This window comes from Phyllobacterium phragmitis (assembly GCF_002980495.1).
Taxonomy (GTDB): domain Bacteria; phylum Pseudomonadota; class Alphaproteobacteria; order Rhizobiales; family Rhizobiaceae; genus Paramesorhizobium; species Paramesorhizobium phragmitis.
In genome coordinates this window covers 96,558-111,987 of record NZ_PVBR01000009.1, presented here as the reverse complement: position 1 = coordinate 111,987, position 15,430 = coordinate 96,558, and the positions used below count along the sequence as shown (strand labels likewise).

The 15,430-nt window shown below is 58.7% G+C and carries 12 protein-coding genes and 1 pseudogene; 7 read left to right on the top strand and 6 right to left on the bottom strand.

Features of this window, described 5'->3' with window-relative positions; all coding sequences use genetic code 11:
- Positions 1 to 7 precede the first annotated feature (7 nt).
- From C5748_RS14050 to C5748_RS14040, 3 genes are all read right to left on the bottom strand, one after another.
- A complete protein-coding gene (locus C5748_RS14050; RefSeq protein WP_105742558.1) occupies positions 8 to 1,483 on the bottom strand; it encodes a tripartite tricarboxylate transporter permease in 1,476 nt (491 codons plus the stop codon).
- Between the two features lie 71 nt (positions 1,484 to 1,554).
- Positions 1,555 to 2,511: a tripartite tricarboxylate transporter substrate binding protein gene (locus tag C5748_RS14045; RefSeq protein WP_105742557.1), complete on the bottom strand. Its 957-nt coding sequence runs from the start codon at positions 2,509 to 2,511 to the stop codon at positions 1,555 to 1,557.
- Positions 2,512 to 2,569: 58 nt separating this feature from the next.
- Positions 2,570 to 3,049 carry a tripartite tricarboxylate transporter TctB family protein gene (locus C5748_RS14040; protein WP_105742556.1) on the bottom strand — a complete coding sequence of 160 codons (480 nt, stop codon included), beginning with the start codon at positions 3,047 to 3,049 and terminating at the stop codon, positions 2,570 to 2,572.
- A gap of 513 nt (positions 3,050 to 3,562) precedes the next feature.
- On the opposite strand from C5748_RS14040, the gene C5748_RS14035 reads away from it, so the two are divergent.
- From C5748_RS14035 to C5748_RS14000, 7 genes and pseudogenes are all read left to right on the top strand, one after another.
- Positions 3,563 to 4,687: an iron-containing alcohol dehydrogenase gene (locus C5748_RS14035; protein WP_105742555.1), complete on the top strand. Its 1,125-nt coding sequence runs from the start codon at positions 3,563 to 3,565 to the stop codon at positions 4,685 to 4,687.
- Between the two features lie 270 nt (positions 4,688 to 4,957).
- Positions 4,958 to 5,918, top strand: a pseudogene (locus C5748_RS14030) (IS30 family transposase).
- Between the two features lie 574 nt (positions 5,919 to 6,492).
- Positions 6,493 to 8,760, top strand: a complete 2,268-nt coding sequence (locus tag C5748_RS14020; protein ID WP_105742554.1) for a glycoside hydrolase — start codon at positions 6,493 to 6,495, stop codon at positions 8,758 to 8,760.
- 366 nt (positions 8,761 to 9,126) lie between these two features.
- Positions 9,127 to 9,378, top strand: a complete 252-nt coding sequence (locus tag C5748_RS14015) for a hypothetical protein (RefSeq protein WP_105742553.1) — start codon at positions 9,127 to 9,129, stop codon at positions 9,376 to 9,378.
- Between the two features lie 11 nt (positions 9,379 to 9,389).
- Complete coding sequence (locus tag C5748_RS14010; RefSeq protein ID WP_245581803.1) at positions 9,390 to 9,992, top strand: disulfide bond formation protein B; 603 nt, start codon at positions 9,390 to 9,392, stop codon at positions 9,990 to 9,992.
- A gap of 320 nt (positions 9,993 to 10,312) precedes the next feature.
- Positions 10,313 to 10,540: a CopG family transcriptional regulator gene (locus C5748_RS14005; protein ID WP_105742551.1), complete on the top strand. Its 228-nt coding sequence runs from the start codon at positions 10,313 to 10,315 to the stop codon at positions 10,538 to 10,540.
- A complete protein-coding gene (locus C5748_RS14000; protein WP_105742550.1) occupies positions 10,537 to 10,974 on the top strand; it encodes a TA system VapC family ribonuclease toxin in 438 nt (145 codons plus the stop codon). Before C5748_RS14005 ends, C5748_RS14000 begins: the two co-directional genes overlap by 4 nt.
- 335 nt (positions 10,975 to 11,309) lie before the next feature.
- Here the strand turns inward: C5748_RS14000 and C5748_RS13995 are convergent, their stop codons facing one another.
- From C5748_RS13995 to C5748_RS13985, 3 genes are all read right to left on the bottom strand, one after another.
- A complete protein-coding gene (locus tag C5748_RS13995; RefSeq protein ID WP_105742549.1) occupies positions 11,310 to 13,235 on the bottom strand; it encodes a pyrroloquinoline quinone-dependent dehydrogenase in 1,926 nt (641 codons plus the stop codon).
- On the bottom strand, positions 13,232 to 13,615 hold the full coding sequence (locus tag C5748_RS13990; RefSeq protein ID WP_105742548.1) for a hypothetical protein: 384 nt from the start codon (positions 13,613 to 13,615) through the stop codon (positions 13,232 to 13,234). Before C5748_RS13990 ends, C5748_RS13995 begins: the two co-directional genes overlap by 4 nt.
- Positions 13,616 to 14,218: 603 nt before the next feature.
- The gene (locus C5748_RS13985; RefSeq protein WP_105742640.1) at positions 14,219 to 15,253 is read right to left on the bottom strand and encodes a serine hydrolase domain-containing protein; all 1,035 of its coding nucleotides are present in this window, start codon (positions 15,251 to 15,253) and stop codon (positions 14,219 to 14,221) included.
- Positions 15,254 to 15,430: the final 177 nt, after the last annotated feature.

The window sequence follows — 15,430 nt, the reverse complement described above, 5'->3', positions numbered from 1 at the left end:
CGTGGGATCAGGCCGCGGCGCGTTTGGCGCGGCGGGCTTGTAAATAGGGGAGGGCGAGCGAAATCACCGTAAGTCCGAGGAAGAGCAGGGTGATCGGCCCGGAAACGAAGGCGACCAGATCATCGCCGGTCTGCAGCAGTCCGCGTCTCAGATTTGCTTCCGCCAATGGGCCAAGAATGAGGGCGATGCATAACGCCGCCTGCGAGAAGCCGTATTTCTGCATACCCCAACCCAGAATGCCGAAACCAACCATCGTATAGAGGTCGACGGGATTGAGATTGATCGCGAAGGAGCCGATGAAGCAGAAGACGACGATGGACATGGTGAGGATACGGCGCGGCACGAGCAGGATCTTGGAAGCGATCGGGATCAGCATCATACCGAAGACGAACATGAAGATCGTCGCCAGGAAGGTGCCGCCGAAAATCCCGACGATGATGTCCGGCCGTGTTTCGAACAGCATGGGTCCAGGCGCCAGTCCCTGGATCATCAGCCCGCCCATCAGGACGGCGGTGACGACATCGCCGGGAATGCCGAGCGCCAGGAGCGGAATGAGCGCGCCGGCACAAACGGCGCTGTTGGCGCTTTCGGTCGCGGCAATGCCCGGCGCGTAGCCGGTGCCGAAGCGCTCCGGCGTCTTCGAGGTTCGCCGTGCCTCGTTGTAGGAAATCCAGGAGGCGGTACCGGAACCCGTGCCCGGAATGACGCCGATGATCGTTCCGATCAAAGACCCGCGGACAAGGGCATTCGCGCTTTCGCGCATATCCTGATAGGACGGCCAGCGTCCCGATACTTTAGCCGGCGTTTCTTCCGTTCTGCCGAGACGTTCGAGCTGGGTGAAGACCTCCGAAAGCGCGAAGAGCCCGATCAGCGCCGGGGTGAAGGAAAAGCCGGAGGCAAAGCCTGAAACGCCGAAGGTGTAACGCAGCACACCGGAGATCGGATCGGCGCCGACACAGGATATCAGGACGCCCAGGCAGCCGGAAATGGCACCTTTCAGGATATCGCCGGAAAGGGAGGCGATGATGGTCAGGCCGAAGAGCGCCAGGGCAAAATATTCGGGCGCGCCGAACTTCAGCGCGACACCTGCAAGCTGCGGGGCAAGCGTGGCAAGCACGATCGAGGCAAAGAGCATCCCGCAGGCGGAGGCTATGGTTGCCATTCCGAGTGCCTTGCCGGCCTCGCCATTCCTAGCCATCGGATAGCCGTCGAGCACGGTTGCGGCCGAAGCGGGGGTGCCGGGGGTGCGCAGCAGAATGGCCGAAATGCAGCCACCATAGATGCCACCGATATAAATCCCGATCAGCATGTTGATGCCCATGACAGGCGGCATGCCGAAGGTCAGCGGGATCAGCAGCGCCACGCCCATCGTCGCCGTCAGTCCGGGGAGGGCACCGATGACAATCCCGCCCAGCGTGCCCAGAGCGATCGCCCAAAGGACCTGCGGCTGAAACAAGGGAAGGAGATAGGCGAGGTAGTCCATGATGCTCAACTCTTTGAATCGGGGCGGCCTGCGATCGCCGCCCCGCCTGCTAAAGCAACGGGTTGTCTGCGTTACTTATTCATCTGATACATGCCGAGATCCTTGATCACGGCTTCCGCGGTGACGCTATCGTGTCGGGCGCGCGCCTTATAGGCATCCGCATCCTCATATTGGACGAACTCGCCCAAATCGTTCATTTTCTTCTGGAATTCTTCGTCCGCCACGGCGGCTTTCAAGCCGTCGCGCAGGATATGGAGATCGGCTTCCGGAATTCCCTTCGGCGCGATGATGCCCTTCCAGGACGACCAGGTGAAATCGACGCCCTTTTCCTTGGCGCTCGGCGTGTCGGGGAAAAGGTCGATGCGGCCTTCCTCCTCGACGAAAAGCGGCTTGACCGTTCCGGCCTTGACCTGCTCGAGCGCCTCTGCCGGTGAAGCCACCATGGCCTGGATATGGCCGCCGGCGCAGGCCGTCATGGCTTCGGACGAGCCGCCAAAGGGAACGGATTCGACCTTGATGCCGGCCGCTTTGGCAAAGGCTTCGGTGGAGATGTGGTTCGCGCCGCCGGCGCCGGAATTGCCGATCTGCGGCGCCTTCTCCTTGGCATAGGCCATGAAGCTGTCGAAATCGGTGAAGGGTGCGTCCTTGCAGGCGATCATGACTTGCAGGTTTCGCCCGACCAGGCCGATGAACTCGACATCATCCAGGGTATAGTCCGCACTGCCGAGATGGGGCAGCAGTGCGAGCGGACCTTGCGCACCCGCGCCAACCGTATAGCCATCCGCACGGGCATGGATGATCGCAGACGTCCCGATCGCGCCGCCGCCACCCGGCTGATTACGCACGATGACGGTTGCGCCGGGAATATGGCGCTGCATGCTTTCCGCCAGAAGCCGCATGGAAAGATCAGTACCGCCGCCGGCGGAATAGGGCACGACAATCTGGATCGGACGGTCCGGATAGGCATAAGCCGCAGTTGCCGTCAGCGCGCCGATCAGGGCCGCCGTCATGATGATATGCTTGTTCATCGAATTCCTCCTCAAAATCATTGAATTGCTCCTCCACGGGGATGGTGAAAACGTCCGGCTAGGGCAGCCAGACCTGCAGAAAACGGGTAAATCCGAACCATACCGCCCCCGTGATCAGGACCGGCAGGACGAAGAACTTCAGGGGAGACCGCTCGCCCATGAGCAGCATGCCGGCGATGAACACGATGAGCGTCGCCGGCAAATAGCCGAGCGGCATGAAGGCCGCGGAATAGGCGACCAGCATGGCGGCAAAAAGCGCAATGCGAAGAAGATCGCGGCGCTTCATCCCTCCGCCATGGTCAACCGGAGCCGGGCGACTTCCCGCCTCTGCCGAGGCCGCGGCTGCCGCGCGGCGTGCGCGCAGAACCAGCATCAGCGACAGGATGATGATGGCTCCGATCATCAGCCAAGGCAAAAAAGACGGTCCGGCAATGGTGCCTGCACTCTGCCCTCTGATGCCGAGGCTTCTCCATGCGGCAAAGGCGGAGAATGCCAGCAGGCCGCAGCCGACCGCCACATCGCTTCCGATTCTTTGCATAGCTCCTCCTGCCTCTCTTACAGCGCCGTGCGTCCTCCATGACGTACAAAGGACACTGCAAGTTATCAAATCCGCGCATCGTGCTTTCTGAAACCGATACCGGTTTTGGCGGCGATGCGCTTGCCGCTGGATGCGGACTCCGACAACCATTGATCGGATCATGATCAGAAATAGTAAATATGTCAACTTTGCATCGGCTGGTTTTGCAATTTTGCCCGTAGCGAAGCGTTATTTCCGTTCAAAGCGTGACGAATGAGGAACGCGAAATTTCTACATACCATTGATATGGTTGGATTAATTACACACATCGTCAATCGAATGTCTTCATCTGCTCGCCTTCCTCAATCGCAATACCTGGCATTTATGAATTGACAAATATGCAAACGCTCTCGTATCTCTTGATGCGAACCAGGGGAGGCGTCAGACAACTTCACCAAGTGTGAGTAGCCTGGCTGACGGTGACCTCTCCATGCATCACGTGTCTGCTGGCACGGTTTTTTTCGGAGATGGAACATGCTAGCCCTGACGCATCCGTTGGAAATACAGCGCCCGCCGATCGTTCATTTCGGCATCGGCGTCCTGCCGAAGCTCGGTCAATGGGTCACGAGCCGCGGCTTTGCACGTCCATTCATCATTGCCGATGCTGTCAACGCTACGCGGCTGTCATTGCTGGGCCTGGCGAATGCCAGCTGTTTCGGCACGGTGAAACCGGAGCCGGATATCACCAATCTGGAGGAAGCCGTCGCGGCGGCAGAGGCCGCAGGCGCCGACGTGATCATCGGATTTGGCGGGGGCTCCGCCATGGATCTCGCCAAGCTCGTTGCCGTCATCGCCGGGAGCGGCAAGCACCTTCACGACATTTCGGGGCCGCACCGCGCACCATCGCGGATAGCCGGCCTGGCGCAGATTCCGACCACCGCCGGCACCGGTTCGGAAGTCGGCACAAGGGCGCTCATTACCGATCCGGCGACACAGAACAAGATCGCGACCGAAAGCCTGCACATGCTCGCCGACATCGCGATCATCGATCCGGAACTGACCGCGACCGTTCCGCCTTTCATCACGGCGGCAACCGGCATCGATGCCCTGGCTCATTGTGTCGAAGCCTTCACGTCCAGGCGAGCCCATCCGCTGATCGATGATTACGCCCGGCGCGGAATAGAACTCGTCGGTGCAAACCTGAAGCGCGCCGTCGAAAACGGCAGGGATATGGAAGCGCGCTCGGCACTGGCGCTCGCTTCATTTTACGGCGGCGTCTGCCTTGGTCCGGTCAATACGACGGGCGGCCATGCCATCGCTTACCCGCTGGGAACCCGGCATAGAATCGCCCATGGCATCGCCAATGCCTTGATCTTCCCCCATGTGCTCGCCATGAATGCACCGGCACAGCCGGAAAAAACCGCATGGGTCTGCAAGGCGCTCGGCTTTACCGGCTCGACGGTGGAAGAGATCAGGAAGGGCGCATTGACGTTCTGCGAAGCTCTCGGCCTCGATATGCGATTGCGTGCCCACGGTGTTCCGCAAGACGATCTAGCCGCCATGGCCCGGGAAGCACATGCCATCCGCCGGCTTCTGGACTGGAATCCGATTGACTTGCTGGAGAGCGATATTTTGCAGATCTATAGGTCGGCCTGGTAGCGCCCTCGCATCGACGGACTGAGGTCGCAGTGGATTTTCCGTACAGAACTGAGTGTGGATTGAGAACTGAATATCCAGGTTGGTCGAAAGCCACGACACGGGCACTAAAGATATCGAGCGTGCTCTCGGGACCAGCGACAGAACAAAAGCCCAATGATGTTGGTTCCATAATATACGTTATGCGATAAACATCACACGCAAGGGTGGGTTCTAACTTGAAGCGCGACTTGCCAGAGATAACAATGGTTTATCTCACGCGAGGACCCGTGCATGAAACGCACCTACTCCCAGATTGATATGGACGAACGCCGCAAGATTGCTCGCTGGCGGATGGCGGGCATCAGCATCGATGTCATTGCGGCGAAGCTTGGCCGGCATCGCTCGACGGTTTTCCGTGAGATCAAACGCAACAGCTTCGTCGATCCACAAATGCCGGACCTCAACGGCTACTATTGCGTCACGGCCAATGAGATGGCGCGCGGTCGTCGCGCCAGGCTCGGTAAGCTCGCTCGCTTTGCCCATGTGCGTCAGTCGGTGATCGACCGGATCGTGCATGGCTGGTCACCGCAACAAATCGCCGGGCGGATGCGGCTTGAACAGCATCCAGTCTCGGTCAGCCATGAAACAATCTACAAGTTCGCCTATTCGCCTGACGGCCATGCGATCAAGCTGTGGCGGCATCTGCCGGAACGCCGTTCCCGACGCCGCCCACGTCATGCCAGACGGCGACACGGCCGCCGTTTCGGCCCCGAACTCAACATTCTTCACCGTCCCGATGCCGTTGCCGCGCGAGACCAGTTCGGGCACTGGGAGTGCGACCTTATTCAATTCCGCAGGAAGTTCGGAAAAGCCAACGTCACGTCCCTTGTCGAACGTGTGAGCCGTTTTGCCGTTTTTCTGCGCAACAACGATCGGCAATCGAGGCCAATCATGGACGGCCTGATTGAGGTGTTAAGCCCCCTTCCCCACGTCGCCCGACGCTCGATCACCTTCGACCGCGGCACCGAATTCACCGACTGGCCCTATCTGGCAGAAAGGCACCGTCGAAAACACCAACGGCCGCGCCCGAAAATGGCTTTCGAGAGAGACCGATCCCCTATCGATTACCGACCGTGACTTGAAGGACATTTGTGACCGGCTCAATTCAACGCCACGAAAATGCCTGAACTACAAAACACCTGCCGAGGTCTTTCGGCAGAAGCTTCTGGCACAGACGCGACGGGCCGGATAGCATGACGCGTCTGACAAGTCGCGCTTCGGCGTGAATCCACAAAAGTTAAAATGTCCTGTTTCTGCAAAGTTGGAATGCCACGCTGGGGTCGGTTCCAGCTGGGCGGAATGGTACCCTCTCATGACCATCATGATCCAGAGATATTCGCCGGTCAGCAGGATGTGCGCCCAGCCCTAAGAGTCTGTTTGAAAACGGATTGGGCCGAGTCGAAAATGGTGATTTGCGAGCACCGGAGCGGAGCGTACATGAAAGTACGTGAGCACCGGAGCACAGGAAATCGCCATTTGCAGTCCGGCATCATCCGTTTTCAAACAGACTCTAAGTCCGCCCGGCTTACACCGAAAGTGATGGCCTTGGTTGCCAGAAGTCGCAGCTACCGCTGGATCGGTCGCGATCTCGGCATCAACCAAAATACGGTTTCGGAAATAGCACAGCGACATCGAATCTCGTTGCGAGGATGCCTTAATGTACGGCCGAACTTTATCGGCCCTGTATCCTTTTCGATACCGCAGACATGTTGTGACCAAAATTTCTAGCACAGTATGGAAAGCGACACTTAACTCTTAACTCTGCGATGGAGATTCGAACCCTGCAATTGACCCGCCTGTGCGCAGCTATATTCGCGTCCCTGTTCGCCAGCCTTCCCGCCCATGCCGCCGTTACATTGCAAAACGATGCATGGTCCGTAACCCTGGAGCCGGAGACCCTCGGCATTGGGGCGCGACCGGCGGGCAAATCGACTGTTGGCGTTTCCACGGGAGGCTCGATCCACTCCGTCAAGGGCCTGGAGGCCGGTCCAGATCACGCAAGCTGGCGCTGGGACAGCGGTGCCTATATGGTCTCGGCGCGGCTAAGCGGCGCTGATCTCTTGCTTTCGATCGCGGCGAAGAAAGCCGGCAGTCTGCCGATCCTGCGCCAGCCAGCCTCCGCCATGGGCAAGGGGCTGATCTTCCCGCTCGCGGAGGGCTCTTACGTTCCCGCCGGTGACAAGGTCTGGCGGGATTTCCTGCTCGACCGCAAGGCGGAGTTCAACACGTCGCAGGACATCAGCCTTCCCATATGGGGGCTTGATCACGGAACGTTCTCGCTGTCCTGGATATTGACCAATCCGTTCAACAACACGGCGAGGTTCACCCGCGACGGAGACGGCCTTGCGCTTTCATTGGATCACGAGTTCACAACGCTCGATCCCCGCACGCCGGTGACCCTGATCCTTCATCTGGGGGATGCCGATCCGCTGGCCGGAGCAAAGCGCTATCGCACCTGGCTGATCGCGGAAGGCAAGTATGAATTGCTCAAGGACAAGATCGCCGCGCAACCGGAAGCGGCGAAGCTGATCGGTGCGGCCCAGGCCTATCTGTGGGGCGGCGGGCTCCTTTCCCCCGATGACGTAAAGGACTGGAAAAAATTCCTCGTGATCCTGGCGGGTGACGGCAAGTTGGCCATGGATCTGCGCCGCAACTTCGATGCGGAGGGCCTCGCAACGCTGAATGAGGCGAGAGGCAAGCCATACCACTACCAGCAGCAGGTGCTGGTGCGTGCTTTCGATGGCGCGCTCGACGCGCTCGCCCAGGAGAGTTGGCAGTCGGCCGCTCCCGATATGCAGGGTCTGGCGCAGCGATACGGCGCGTTGCGGAGCGAGGTCGCCGCGGCTTTCGCTGACGCCCTTCGCTCCGACCCTGCCCATTGGGGCGGTGGCGTCTCGATCTCGACGATGAAAAAGCTGCAAGCCACGGGCCTGCAGCGGCTGTGGATCGGTCTCGGAGGCGGATGGAAAGGTGGCCTATGGCATCCAGAGGCTATCAAGGCCGGCGTCGATGCCGGCTATCTCATGGCGCCGTACGATTCATATGACACGGCCCTGAAGCAGGGAGATAATCCGAGCTGGACGGAGGCGCATCTGGGAGAGGCCGCCTATCGCGATTGCGCGATCACGCACGAGGACGGCTCGCTTCAGACGGGATTCCAGAAGAGCGGGCATTATACGCGACCAGATTGCGTCCGCCCGCTGATGCAGGCGCGCATCCGGTCGATTCTGTCCGCTGTCCCTTTCAACAGCTGGTTCCTCGATGTCTATGCAACGGGCATGGTCTTCGACAGCTACCCGCCGGGGCAGCCAATGTCGCAGGCGCAGAATGCCGCCGGCAATATCGAGAACATGCGCTGGGTCGGCAAGGCGCTGAAGCTCCCGCTCGGTTCCGAAGATGGCAATGCAACCACGGCGCAAGGTGTCCTCTTCGCCCACGGCATGCAGACGCCGGTGATCGGCTGGGGCGACAAGGACATGCAGGACGACACTTCGTCGCCTTACTATCTCGGGCGCTGGTATCCGGAGGAGCAGCCGGAGAAATTCTTCAAGACGGTGCCGGTGAAGGAACCATACCGGACGATCCATTTCGATCCGAGAACGCGGCTGCCGCTCTATCAGGCGGTATTCCACGGGTCGGTCATCACCACGCATCACTGGCTGTTCGACAGTTTGAAGCTGACGAATGTCCGCGCCGAAAACGAGCTCGCCCAGCTTCTCTACAATGTCCCGCCGCTCTATAATCTCAGCCTCGATACGCTGAAAGACCGTTTGCCGATCATCAAGCATCAGGACGCCTTCTTTCGCCCCTTGCACCAACGCCTCGCCACTGAGCCCATGGTCGATTTCCACTGGCTGACGAAAGACCGCCTCGTTCAGCAGACGACGTTCGGGGACGGCACCAGGATGGTTGCCAATTTCGGCCAGGATACCTATCGGCGTGAGGGCATTGTCCTGCCAGGCCGATCCATAGCAGCGTATCTGGCCGGGCAGAAGGAGCCTGTCCTTTATAGCGTCGAGATACGGGATGATTGAGAGGGTGACCATCGGTTTCGCTTAGGGTGTCATTCCCCCTACCGGAACCGACCCCACACTCCCCGCGTTGAACGGCCTGCATAAGGTCCCGAATGTTTAGCGCACGATGCGCGACGACGTTCATGCCGTCTCTTCGACGGAGGCTGTCATCGATGAGATCGGCACCGCCATTGGCACGTATTTGTTTGTTCGCCAAATGCTCGGGGCGCTGCATAACTCATACCGTCATTGTTCACGGAACAAGGCGTCTTTTCCGCTCCAATAGAAGCATATTGCCATTCGCATATAGTTTTCACGGCATGATCTCAAGTTAACTTTGAGTTGACGATTGTAGCGTTTAATACAACTGACAAGGAGTTTTGCCCCATGATGGTTGCTGTTTTCGCGTTACTATCTCTTGCGCTTGTTCTTAGCTGGTTCGGTCGCCGTTCCATCGCCATGCTCTGCATCTTTTTGTGCCTCGCCGTGACGGTGAAGGAATTCCTTTGGGAGATCCACAGTTCCACCTACGGATACCGCATGCCATGGATCCAGACCCGGTACATGGACACGCCGCCCGTCGCGCAGCAGCCGATCGTTTACTACTCTATGGCGCAAGTGCGCGGAGGCCGAGCATGAGCCAGAACACCATGACCAAAGTCGCCACGAGCCTCGAACAGCCCGCCTTGCGGCCGCTGCCCGTCATGCTCCATTATCTCTATCTCCTGGGAATGATGGCGGTCATCGCCGGCATCCTCACCGCGGCGATGGCGATGCAATATGTCTGGGGTGAACTGCCCTGCCCGCTCTGCCTCTTACAGCGCGTGGCGCTGCTCGGCGTCTGCTTCGGCATCATGCAGCAGTTCCGCAACGGCTTTTCCTATCAGAACACCGGCTTGAGCCTGCTGTTCGTGATCCTCCTGCTGGTCGTATCGGTGCGGCAGACGCTGCTCGACATCTATCCGCGTCCCGGCCACGAATATATCGGCACCAGCGTGTTCGGCCTGCACATGCCGGTCTGGTCGATCCTCATCGCGCTTGCCTTGCTCATCGCCTATGCATTCAAGCTCATCTTCTGGGGCGGCAGCGAATATCTGCGCAATGCCCGCCTCGCTGATTATCCTTTGATTCGCACGCTTGCGACGGTGCTCAGCCTGTATGTGATCGCCATCGGGCTGATCAATTTCGGCTCTGTAGTGCTGCAGTGCGGCCTCGACGAGTGCCACACCTTCGGCTACGCGCTGCTCAAATGAACGCAGGCCTGGGCCGAATTTCCGACATTCCGTAGCAAAGCCACCAGTCACAGCTCCCCCTGATCTCCGATAGGATCCAGGAGGGGCTGTTTGGGTTCTGTGGTTTGTCAATTCGGCGACGTTCGACTTATGTGGTCACCTTCTCCGTTTCACCGTCCACAACAAGGGTCGGCTTGTACTTGAAAGGGTATGAACCACCCGGAACCGGAGTGGACAGGCGCCACAATATGGCATCGAAGAAGGCCGCTTTCTTGCGACGTTGGCCGTCTCACGCTATATGATGCGTGATGATTGATGATGATGCGCAACCAGGAGGAAATATGAGAACGACACTCGGTATTGACGACGACGTTCTAATCGCCGCCAAGGCGATGGCAGCGCAGCAGCGCCGCAGCGTCGGCGAGGTTATTTCCGATCTTGCAAGACGTTCCCTGCGCCGGCCGCAGCGCGGCGGCGAGCGCAATGGAGTTCCCCTGCTGTCGCCGCGGCCCGACGCACCCCCAGTCACGCTTGAAATCGTCAACGCCTTGCGTGACGAACTGCCGTGACTTTCCTGCTAGACGTCAATGTGCTGATCGCGCTGATCGATCCCGGTCATGTCGCCCATGATGACGCACATAATTGGTTTGCTTCAACCGGGCAGCCATCATGGGCTACCTCTCCGATAACCGAAAACGGCGTCATTCGAATCATCGGCAGCCCAAAATACCCGAACTCTCCAGGCTCGCCGTCCGTCGTGGCGGAGATTGTCAGCAAACTGCGTGTACTTTCCGGTCATAACTTCTGGCCGGATGATGTCAGCCTTGTAGGCACGCACGACATCGATCCTGCGAAAATCCTGACCTCCGCCCAAATTACAGACACTTATCTGCTCGCACTCGCCAAAGCACATGGTGGTCAATTGGCAACTTTCGATCGCAAGCTTTCGGTGAAAGCTGTGAAAGGAGGGAAATCTGCCTTGCACCTGATCCCCGCCAGGTAGCGCTGTGTCACTCGTGGTGGAACAGTTGCAGCCTTCAACCTTGAGCTATGGCAGCCTCGGCGCCACACATGCCGCTGGCGCATTCCCTGCCCTTGATGGATCTACACCATAGCAGCGCCAGAAATTACCGCGATCTTTCTCAGAAGCACTTGCGAGCGATAATTTATGGTTATCGCTCGCAAGGATTGGCGTAAGCGCGCTTGGATCCAGATTGGGCATGGATGATCGTCGTTCGATCAATCAGGAAAGGAATAGCGGTCCGGGAGGACATCCCTTCCTAAGGATACAATGCCACGCGATTTGTCTGAAGACATCCCGCGTGGCTGTTATTGCTGTCAGTTCGCATCCGGCAAGGTGAAGGCGACAACCTGATCGCTCACACGCGGCGTCAGAATGGAATTACCGCCGGCCACGAAGACCACATACTGCTTGCCCTTGTAGGTATAGATGGCAGGCATGGCGACAGCCGGTGCATCCACCTGCGCCTTCCACAACAAATCTCCTGTCTTCTGGTCAAAAGCACGGACCTTGGAGTCCATCGAAGCACCGATGAAAACGAGGCCGCCCTTGGTGATTGCCGGCGCCCCGATGGTCACCGAGCCCCAGGCATCGGGCATATAGAAACCCCACTGCTGAACGGCACCCATCGGCTTGCGCCATAAAAGATCGCCAGTCTTCAGATTATAGGCGGAAATCTCGCCATATGGCGGGTTCCAGCACGGCATGCCGAGCGGATTGAGGAAGGTCGTCATGCGAAAACCGTATGGGCTATCCTTCATCGGCGCGAAGCCGCCATTTTGATGAGCCCCATCGTCGGTGTCGACGTTGTACTCCTTCCTGGGGATGAGCTGATTGATCTGCACGACATGAGAACTGTTGACGACAAAGGTCTGGCTCTCCGGATCCACCGCGCCACCACCCCATTCGACGCCGCCGATCAACGCCGGGTAGGCCAGCGTTCCCTTGAGGCTCGGCGGTGTGAACTGGCCATCATAGCGGAGCTCTTTCAACTTTCGGCTGCAATAGCCGAAGCTCAGCGCGTCTGCGAGCCAGAACACGCCGGGCCATTTCGCACGAACCGTCGGCTCCGGGCGATCAACGAAAGGCTGCGTCTTGGATGCTACCTCGCCTTCCACGTCTGAGGCCGGAACCGAACGCTCCTCGATCGGATAGATCGGCTCGCCCGTATAGCGGTTGAGGACGTAGAGGAAGCCCTGCTTCGACGTCTGCACGAGACCGGGAATGACCTGTCCGTCTTTTTCGATGTCCACCAGCGTGGGCGGCGAATTGGTATCGTAATCCCAGATATCATGGTGCACCAATTGCCGGCTCCAGATGACGTTGCCCGTATCCGTGTCGACAGCGGTCACCGAAGTTGTCAGAGGCATGGGATCGCCGAGCCGGTTGCCGCCGTAAAAATTCGGGCTGGGTGAACTGACCGGGAGGTAGAGGATGTTGCGATCCGGATCGATGGACATGCTGCCCCAGACATTGGCCGTGCCCGACTTGGGCCGCATCTCTGCCGGAATGGATTCAAAGGTCCATTCGAGTTTACCGGTCCTCGCATCGACGGCAAAGACCGTTCCGGGAGGAGCCATGCTTTCGACCCAGTCCTTGCCCGCCCAGCCGATATAGAGCTTGTCCTTGTAGACGGTCGGCGGCTGGAGAATGGAGAGCGGCCATTTGGCGTTTTCGGTATTCCAGCTGTTTATATCGAGAACACCGTTGTTGCCGAAATCGGCACAGGGCTTGCCCGTATCGGCATCGACGGCATGCAGTTTCGCGTCCATCGTGCCGATATAGATGCGTTTCTGGCAGAGCTGTCCCTCGACAGGGTTTTCCGCTTCCCAATAGGCAACGCCGCGGTTCTTCATGTCCGGCTGGGTCAGCGCCTTCAACACCGCATTGCTTTTATAGGTCCACTTGACCTTGCCGGTATCGGGCTCGATGGCAACGATATTATAGAAAGGCGTGCCGACATAAACCGTATCGTTGACGAAGAGCGGCGTCGCCGACCATACCGACATAGGTATGTCACCGCTGCCGTCCGACACGTCGCCCGTATGGACCTCCCAGGCCTTCTTGAGCTTGCCGATATTTTCAGGCGTGATCTGATCCGCCGGAGAATATTTCTGCGCCTTCAAATCACCATTGAAGGTCGACCAGGTGTTGTCGGCAGCCACAGCCGGAGCCAAGCCGAGCGCGGCCGTGATTGCCAGGGCAGAACAAAGCGCCGAGCCCAAAGAGACGGTTCGTTTCATGAGGATGCCTTTCCTTTCACCGTGTGCGTGCTGCGGGCGACCGGAGCACGCCGGGCGATGATGGTGAGAAGCCAGCCTATCAGGCAGACCGCCATTGCGAGTTGAAGCCAGGTGCTGTCCAGGAGATAAGCGGCGAAAGCAGTACCCAGGATTCCCAGAAACAGCAGAAACACAAGCGTTCCGGGCAGCCAGCCCCGCTTCGCCGGCCAGATCGACAGCGCCAGAGCTGCAAGCAGGATTGCCGTGCTCGAAGCGATGACCAGGAGCGCGCCCCCCGTGCCGTCTATCCCGCTCGAACGGGAGGTGTAAGCCATAAGAGATATGATCAGGCCGGCCGCCGCCCCAAGGGCGATCAGACCGGCGCTTGTTGCCCGGCTCATTGCGTCACTCCATGTCTTGGCTGAGAATCTTCACCACCCAGCATATTCTCGACTCTGGAACGCGGCGAACCTCGTTTCACGTTTGCCACCGGCCCCTTCTGCCTGGAGGCTAGAGGCAGATCATGAAGAAATACTTAAGTCAATACTTCCGTACTTTTCGGTAAATTTGACTTTATATAACTTCCTCTCATTTATATTGAAATACCCCTGTTTTATCATGAAAAAAGCTGCCAGACAGCCTGCGGCGATCTATATGACGACAAGAGGCGCTTGGTAAAACCGTTCGGAGGATGACTGGCCCCACCCCTGCCCCGCCGGCCCGGCAGCCAATGCATCGGTTGCGCCTACAAGAAGAAATGCCAGCAATATATAGGGATAGGCTTGTATAGACTATCTGCAATGACGTGCATCGATGCATTTACATCACGGCTGGATATCAATCGAGCGATATCAAGCATCAGAGCGGTGGGTGGTGCGCTGTTTTAGACCCGAGGACGGGCAAGACCTCGCGCTATTTCCGCACCAGAACGGCCTCGCCAACCTCTATTACGACTTCGACAACGCTCCACCGTCGACGTCGCCTCGACCCGTTTGGTGCCAGGGCTACCCTTGCCCCTCCGTCTCCACCTTCGTCACCGTGATGATGTCCCGCATCAGATCGTGCAAATTGTCGCGATGTCCGTTGCGCGCCGACCCCTGCCCCTCGGCCGACGTCATGATAGTTGTGAGGTCGAGGCTCGACACGACATAGATCATCTGGCCGCCATGGCCCCAGGCGTAATTTACCCGGTGGCCTGCCATATCGGCCATGAACCATCCATAGCCGTACTGGTCGTCATGAAAGACAGAACGTGTACGCGGGCGCCACGAAGCCTCGATCCACTCCTGCGAGATCACTTGCTGGCCTCCGGCCTTGCCGCCATTGCGATAGAGTTCGCCGAACGCAAGCATGGATTTCGGGCTCATCGCCATCTGGTTGCCGCCGAGATAGATGCCTTGCGGATCGCGCATCCAGTCTGCGATGGCGAAATTCCTGACCGGCGCCAGCCATTCCCGCGCCAGTCCAAGCGTGGAACGCCTGCCCACGCGCGTCAGGATCGCCGAAAGGAGATGCGTGTTGCCGGTGGAATAGAGCATGCCGCCACCCGGCTCGCCGACGAAAGGCTGCGCGAGTGCCGCACGGACCCAATCGCTGTTTGATACCCAGCGCCCATAATTTGCTCCCGAGGTGCGCCCGAGCCCGGCCTGCATCGAGAGCAGGTTGCCGATGGTGATGTCGTGAATGCGCGCATCGGCATTTTCCGGCAGCCGGTCATTGAGCAGGGATGTCATCTTCTGGTCCGTACCCTCGATCAGCCCTTTGTCGATGGCTATGCCGACCAGGGCCGAAATGATGGATTTCGATGCCGATTTGATATTGGTCGGCGCATCAGTCGAATGACCGCGAAACCCTTTCTCGACCAGGATTTCGCCATCGCGCGCGATGATCAGCGTTTCCAGTTGATCGAGAGCTTCCGCCCGTTCGACGATATCCGTAAGCGACGGCTGACGTGGCGCTTCGGCCGACGGAACGGCCTGCGCCGTTGCGGTCGTCGAGAAAAGAGCGACCCACAGAGATGTAGTAAGAGCTATCTTCATCGCAGGCGTCGAGTGCATCATGGCGCTGACAATATCAGGCAGCCATCGTGCATCAAATCAACACGCCGTTACAAAAATAGATCGAAACCGTACAAGCAACACATCCATGACCTCGCCCGCCAGAACCGACGGGCGAGGTGACCAGCCAAAATCAACCCATATTGCATGCCTGGATAT

Coding starts and splice junctions, on each gene's coding strand:
- C5748_RS14050 (WP_105742558.1), bottom strand. CDS start 1,483: ATGGACTACCTCGCCTATCTCCTTCCCTTGTTTCAGCCGCAGGTCCTT.
- C5748_RS14045 (WP_105742557.1), bottom strand. CDS start 2,511: ATGAACAAGCATATCATCATGACGGCGGCCCTGATCGGCGCGCTGACG.
- C5748_RS14040 (WP_105742556.1), bottom strand. CDS start 3,049: ATGCAAAGAATCGGAAGCGATGTGGCGGTCGGCTGCGGCCTGCTGGCA.
- C5748_RS14035 (WP_105742555.1), top strand. CDS start 3,563: ATGCTAGCCCTGACGCATCCGTTGGAAATACAGCGCCCGCCGATCGTT.
- C5748_RS14020 (WP_105742554.1), top strand. CDS start 6,493: ATGGAGATTCGAACCCTGCAATTGACCCGCCTGTGCGCAGCTATATTC.
- C5748_RS14015 (WP_105742553.1), top strand. CDS start 9,127: ATGATGGTTGCTGTTTTCGCGTTACTATCTCTTGCGCTTGTTCTTAGC.
- C5748_RS14010 (WP_245581803.1), top strand. CDS start 9,390: ATGACCAAAGTCGCCACGAGCCTCGAACAGCCCGCCTTGCGGCCGCTG.
- C5748_RS14005 (WP_105742551.1), top strand. CDS start 10,313: ATGAGAACGACACTCGGTATTGACGACGACGTTCTAATCGCCGCCAAG.
- C5748_RS13995 (WP_105742549.1), bottom strand. CDS start 13,235: ATGAAACGAACCGTCTCTTTGGGCTCGGCGCTTTGTTCTGCCCTGGCA.
- C5748_RS13990 (WP_105742548.1), bottom strand. CDS start 13,615: ATGAGCCGGGCAACAAGCGCCGGTCTGATCGCCCTTGGGGCGGCGGCC.
- C5748_RS13985 (WP_105742640.1), bottom strand. CDS start 15,253: ATGAAGATAGCTCTTACTACATCTCTGTGGGTCGCTCTTTTCTCGACG.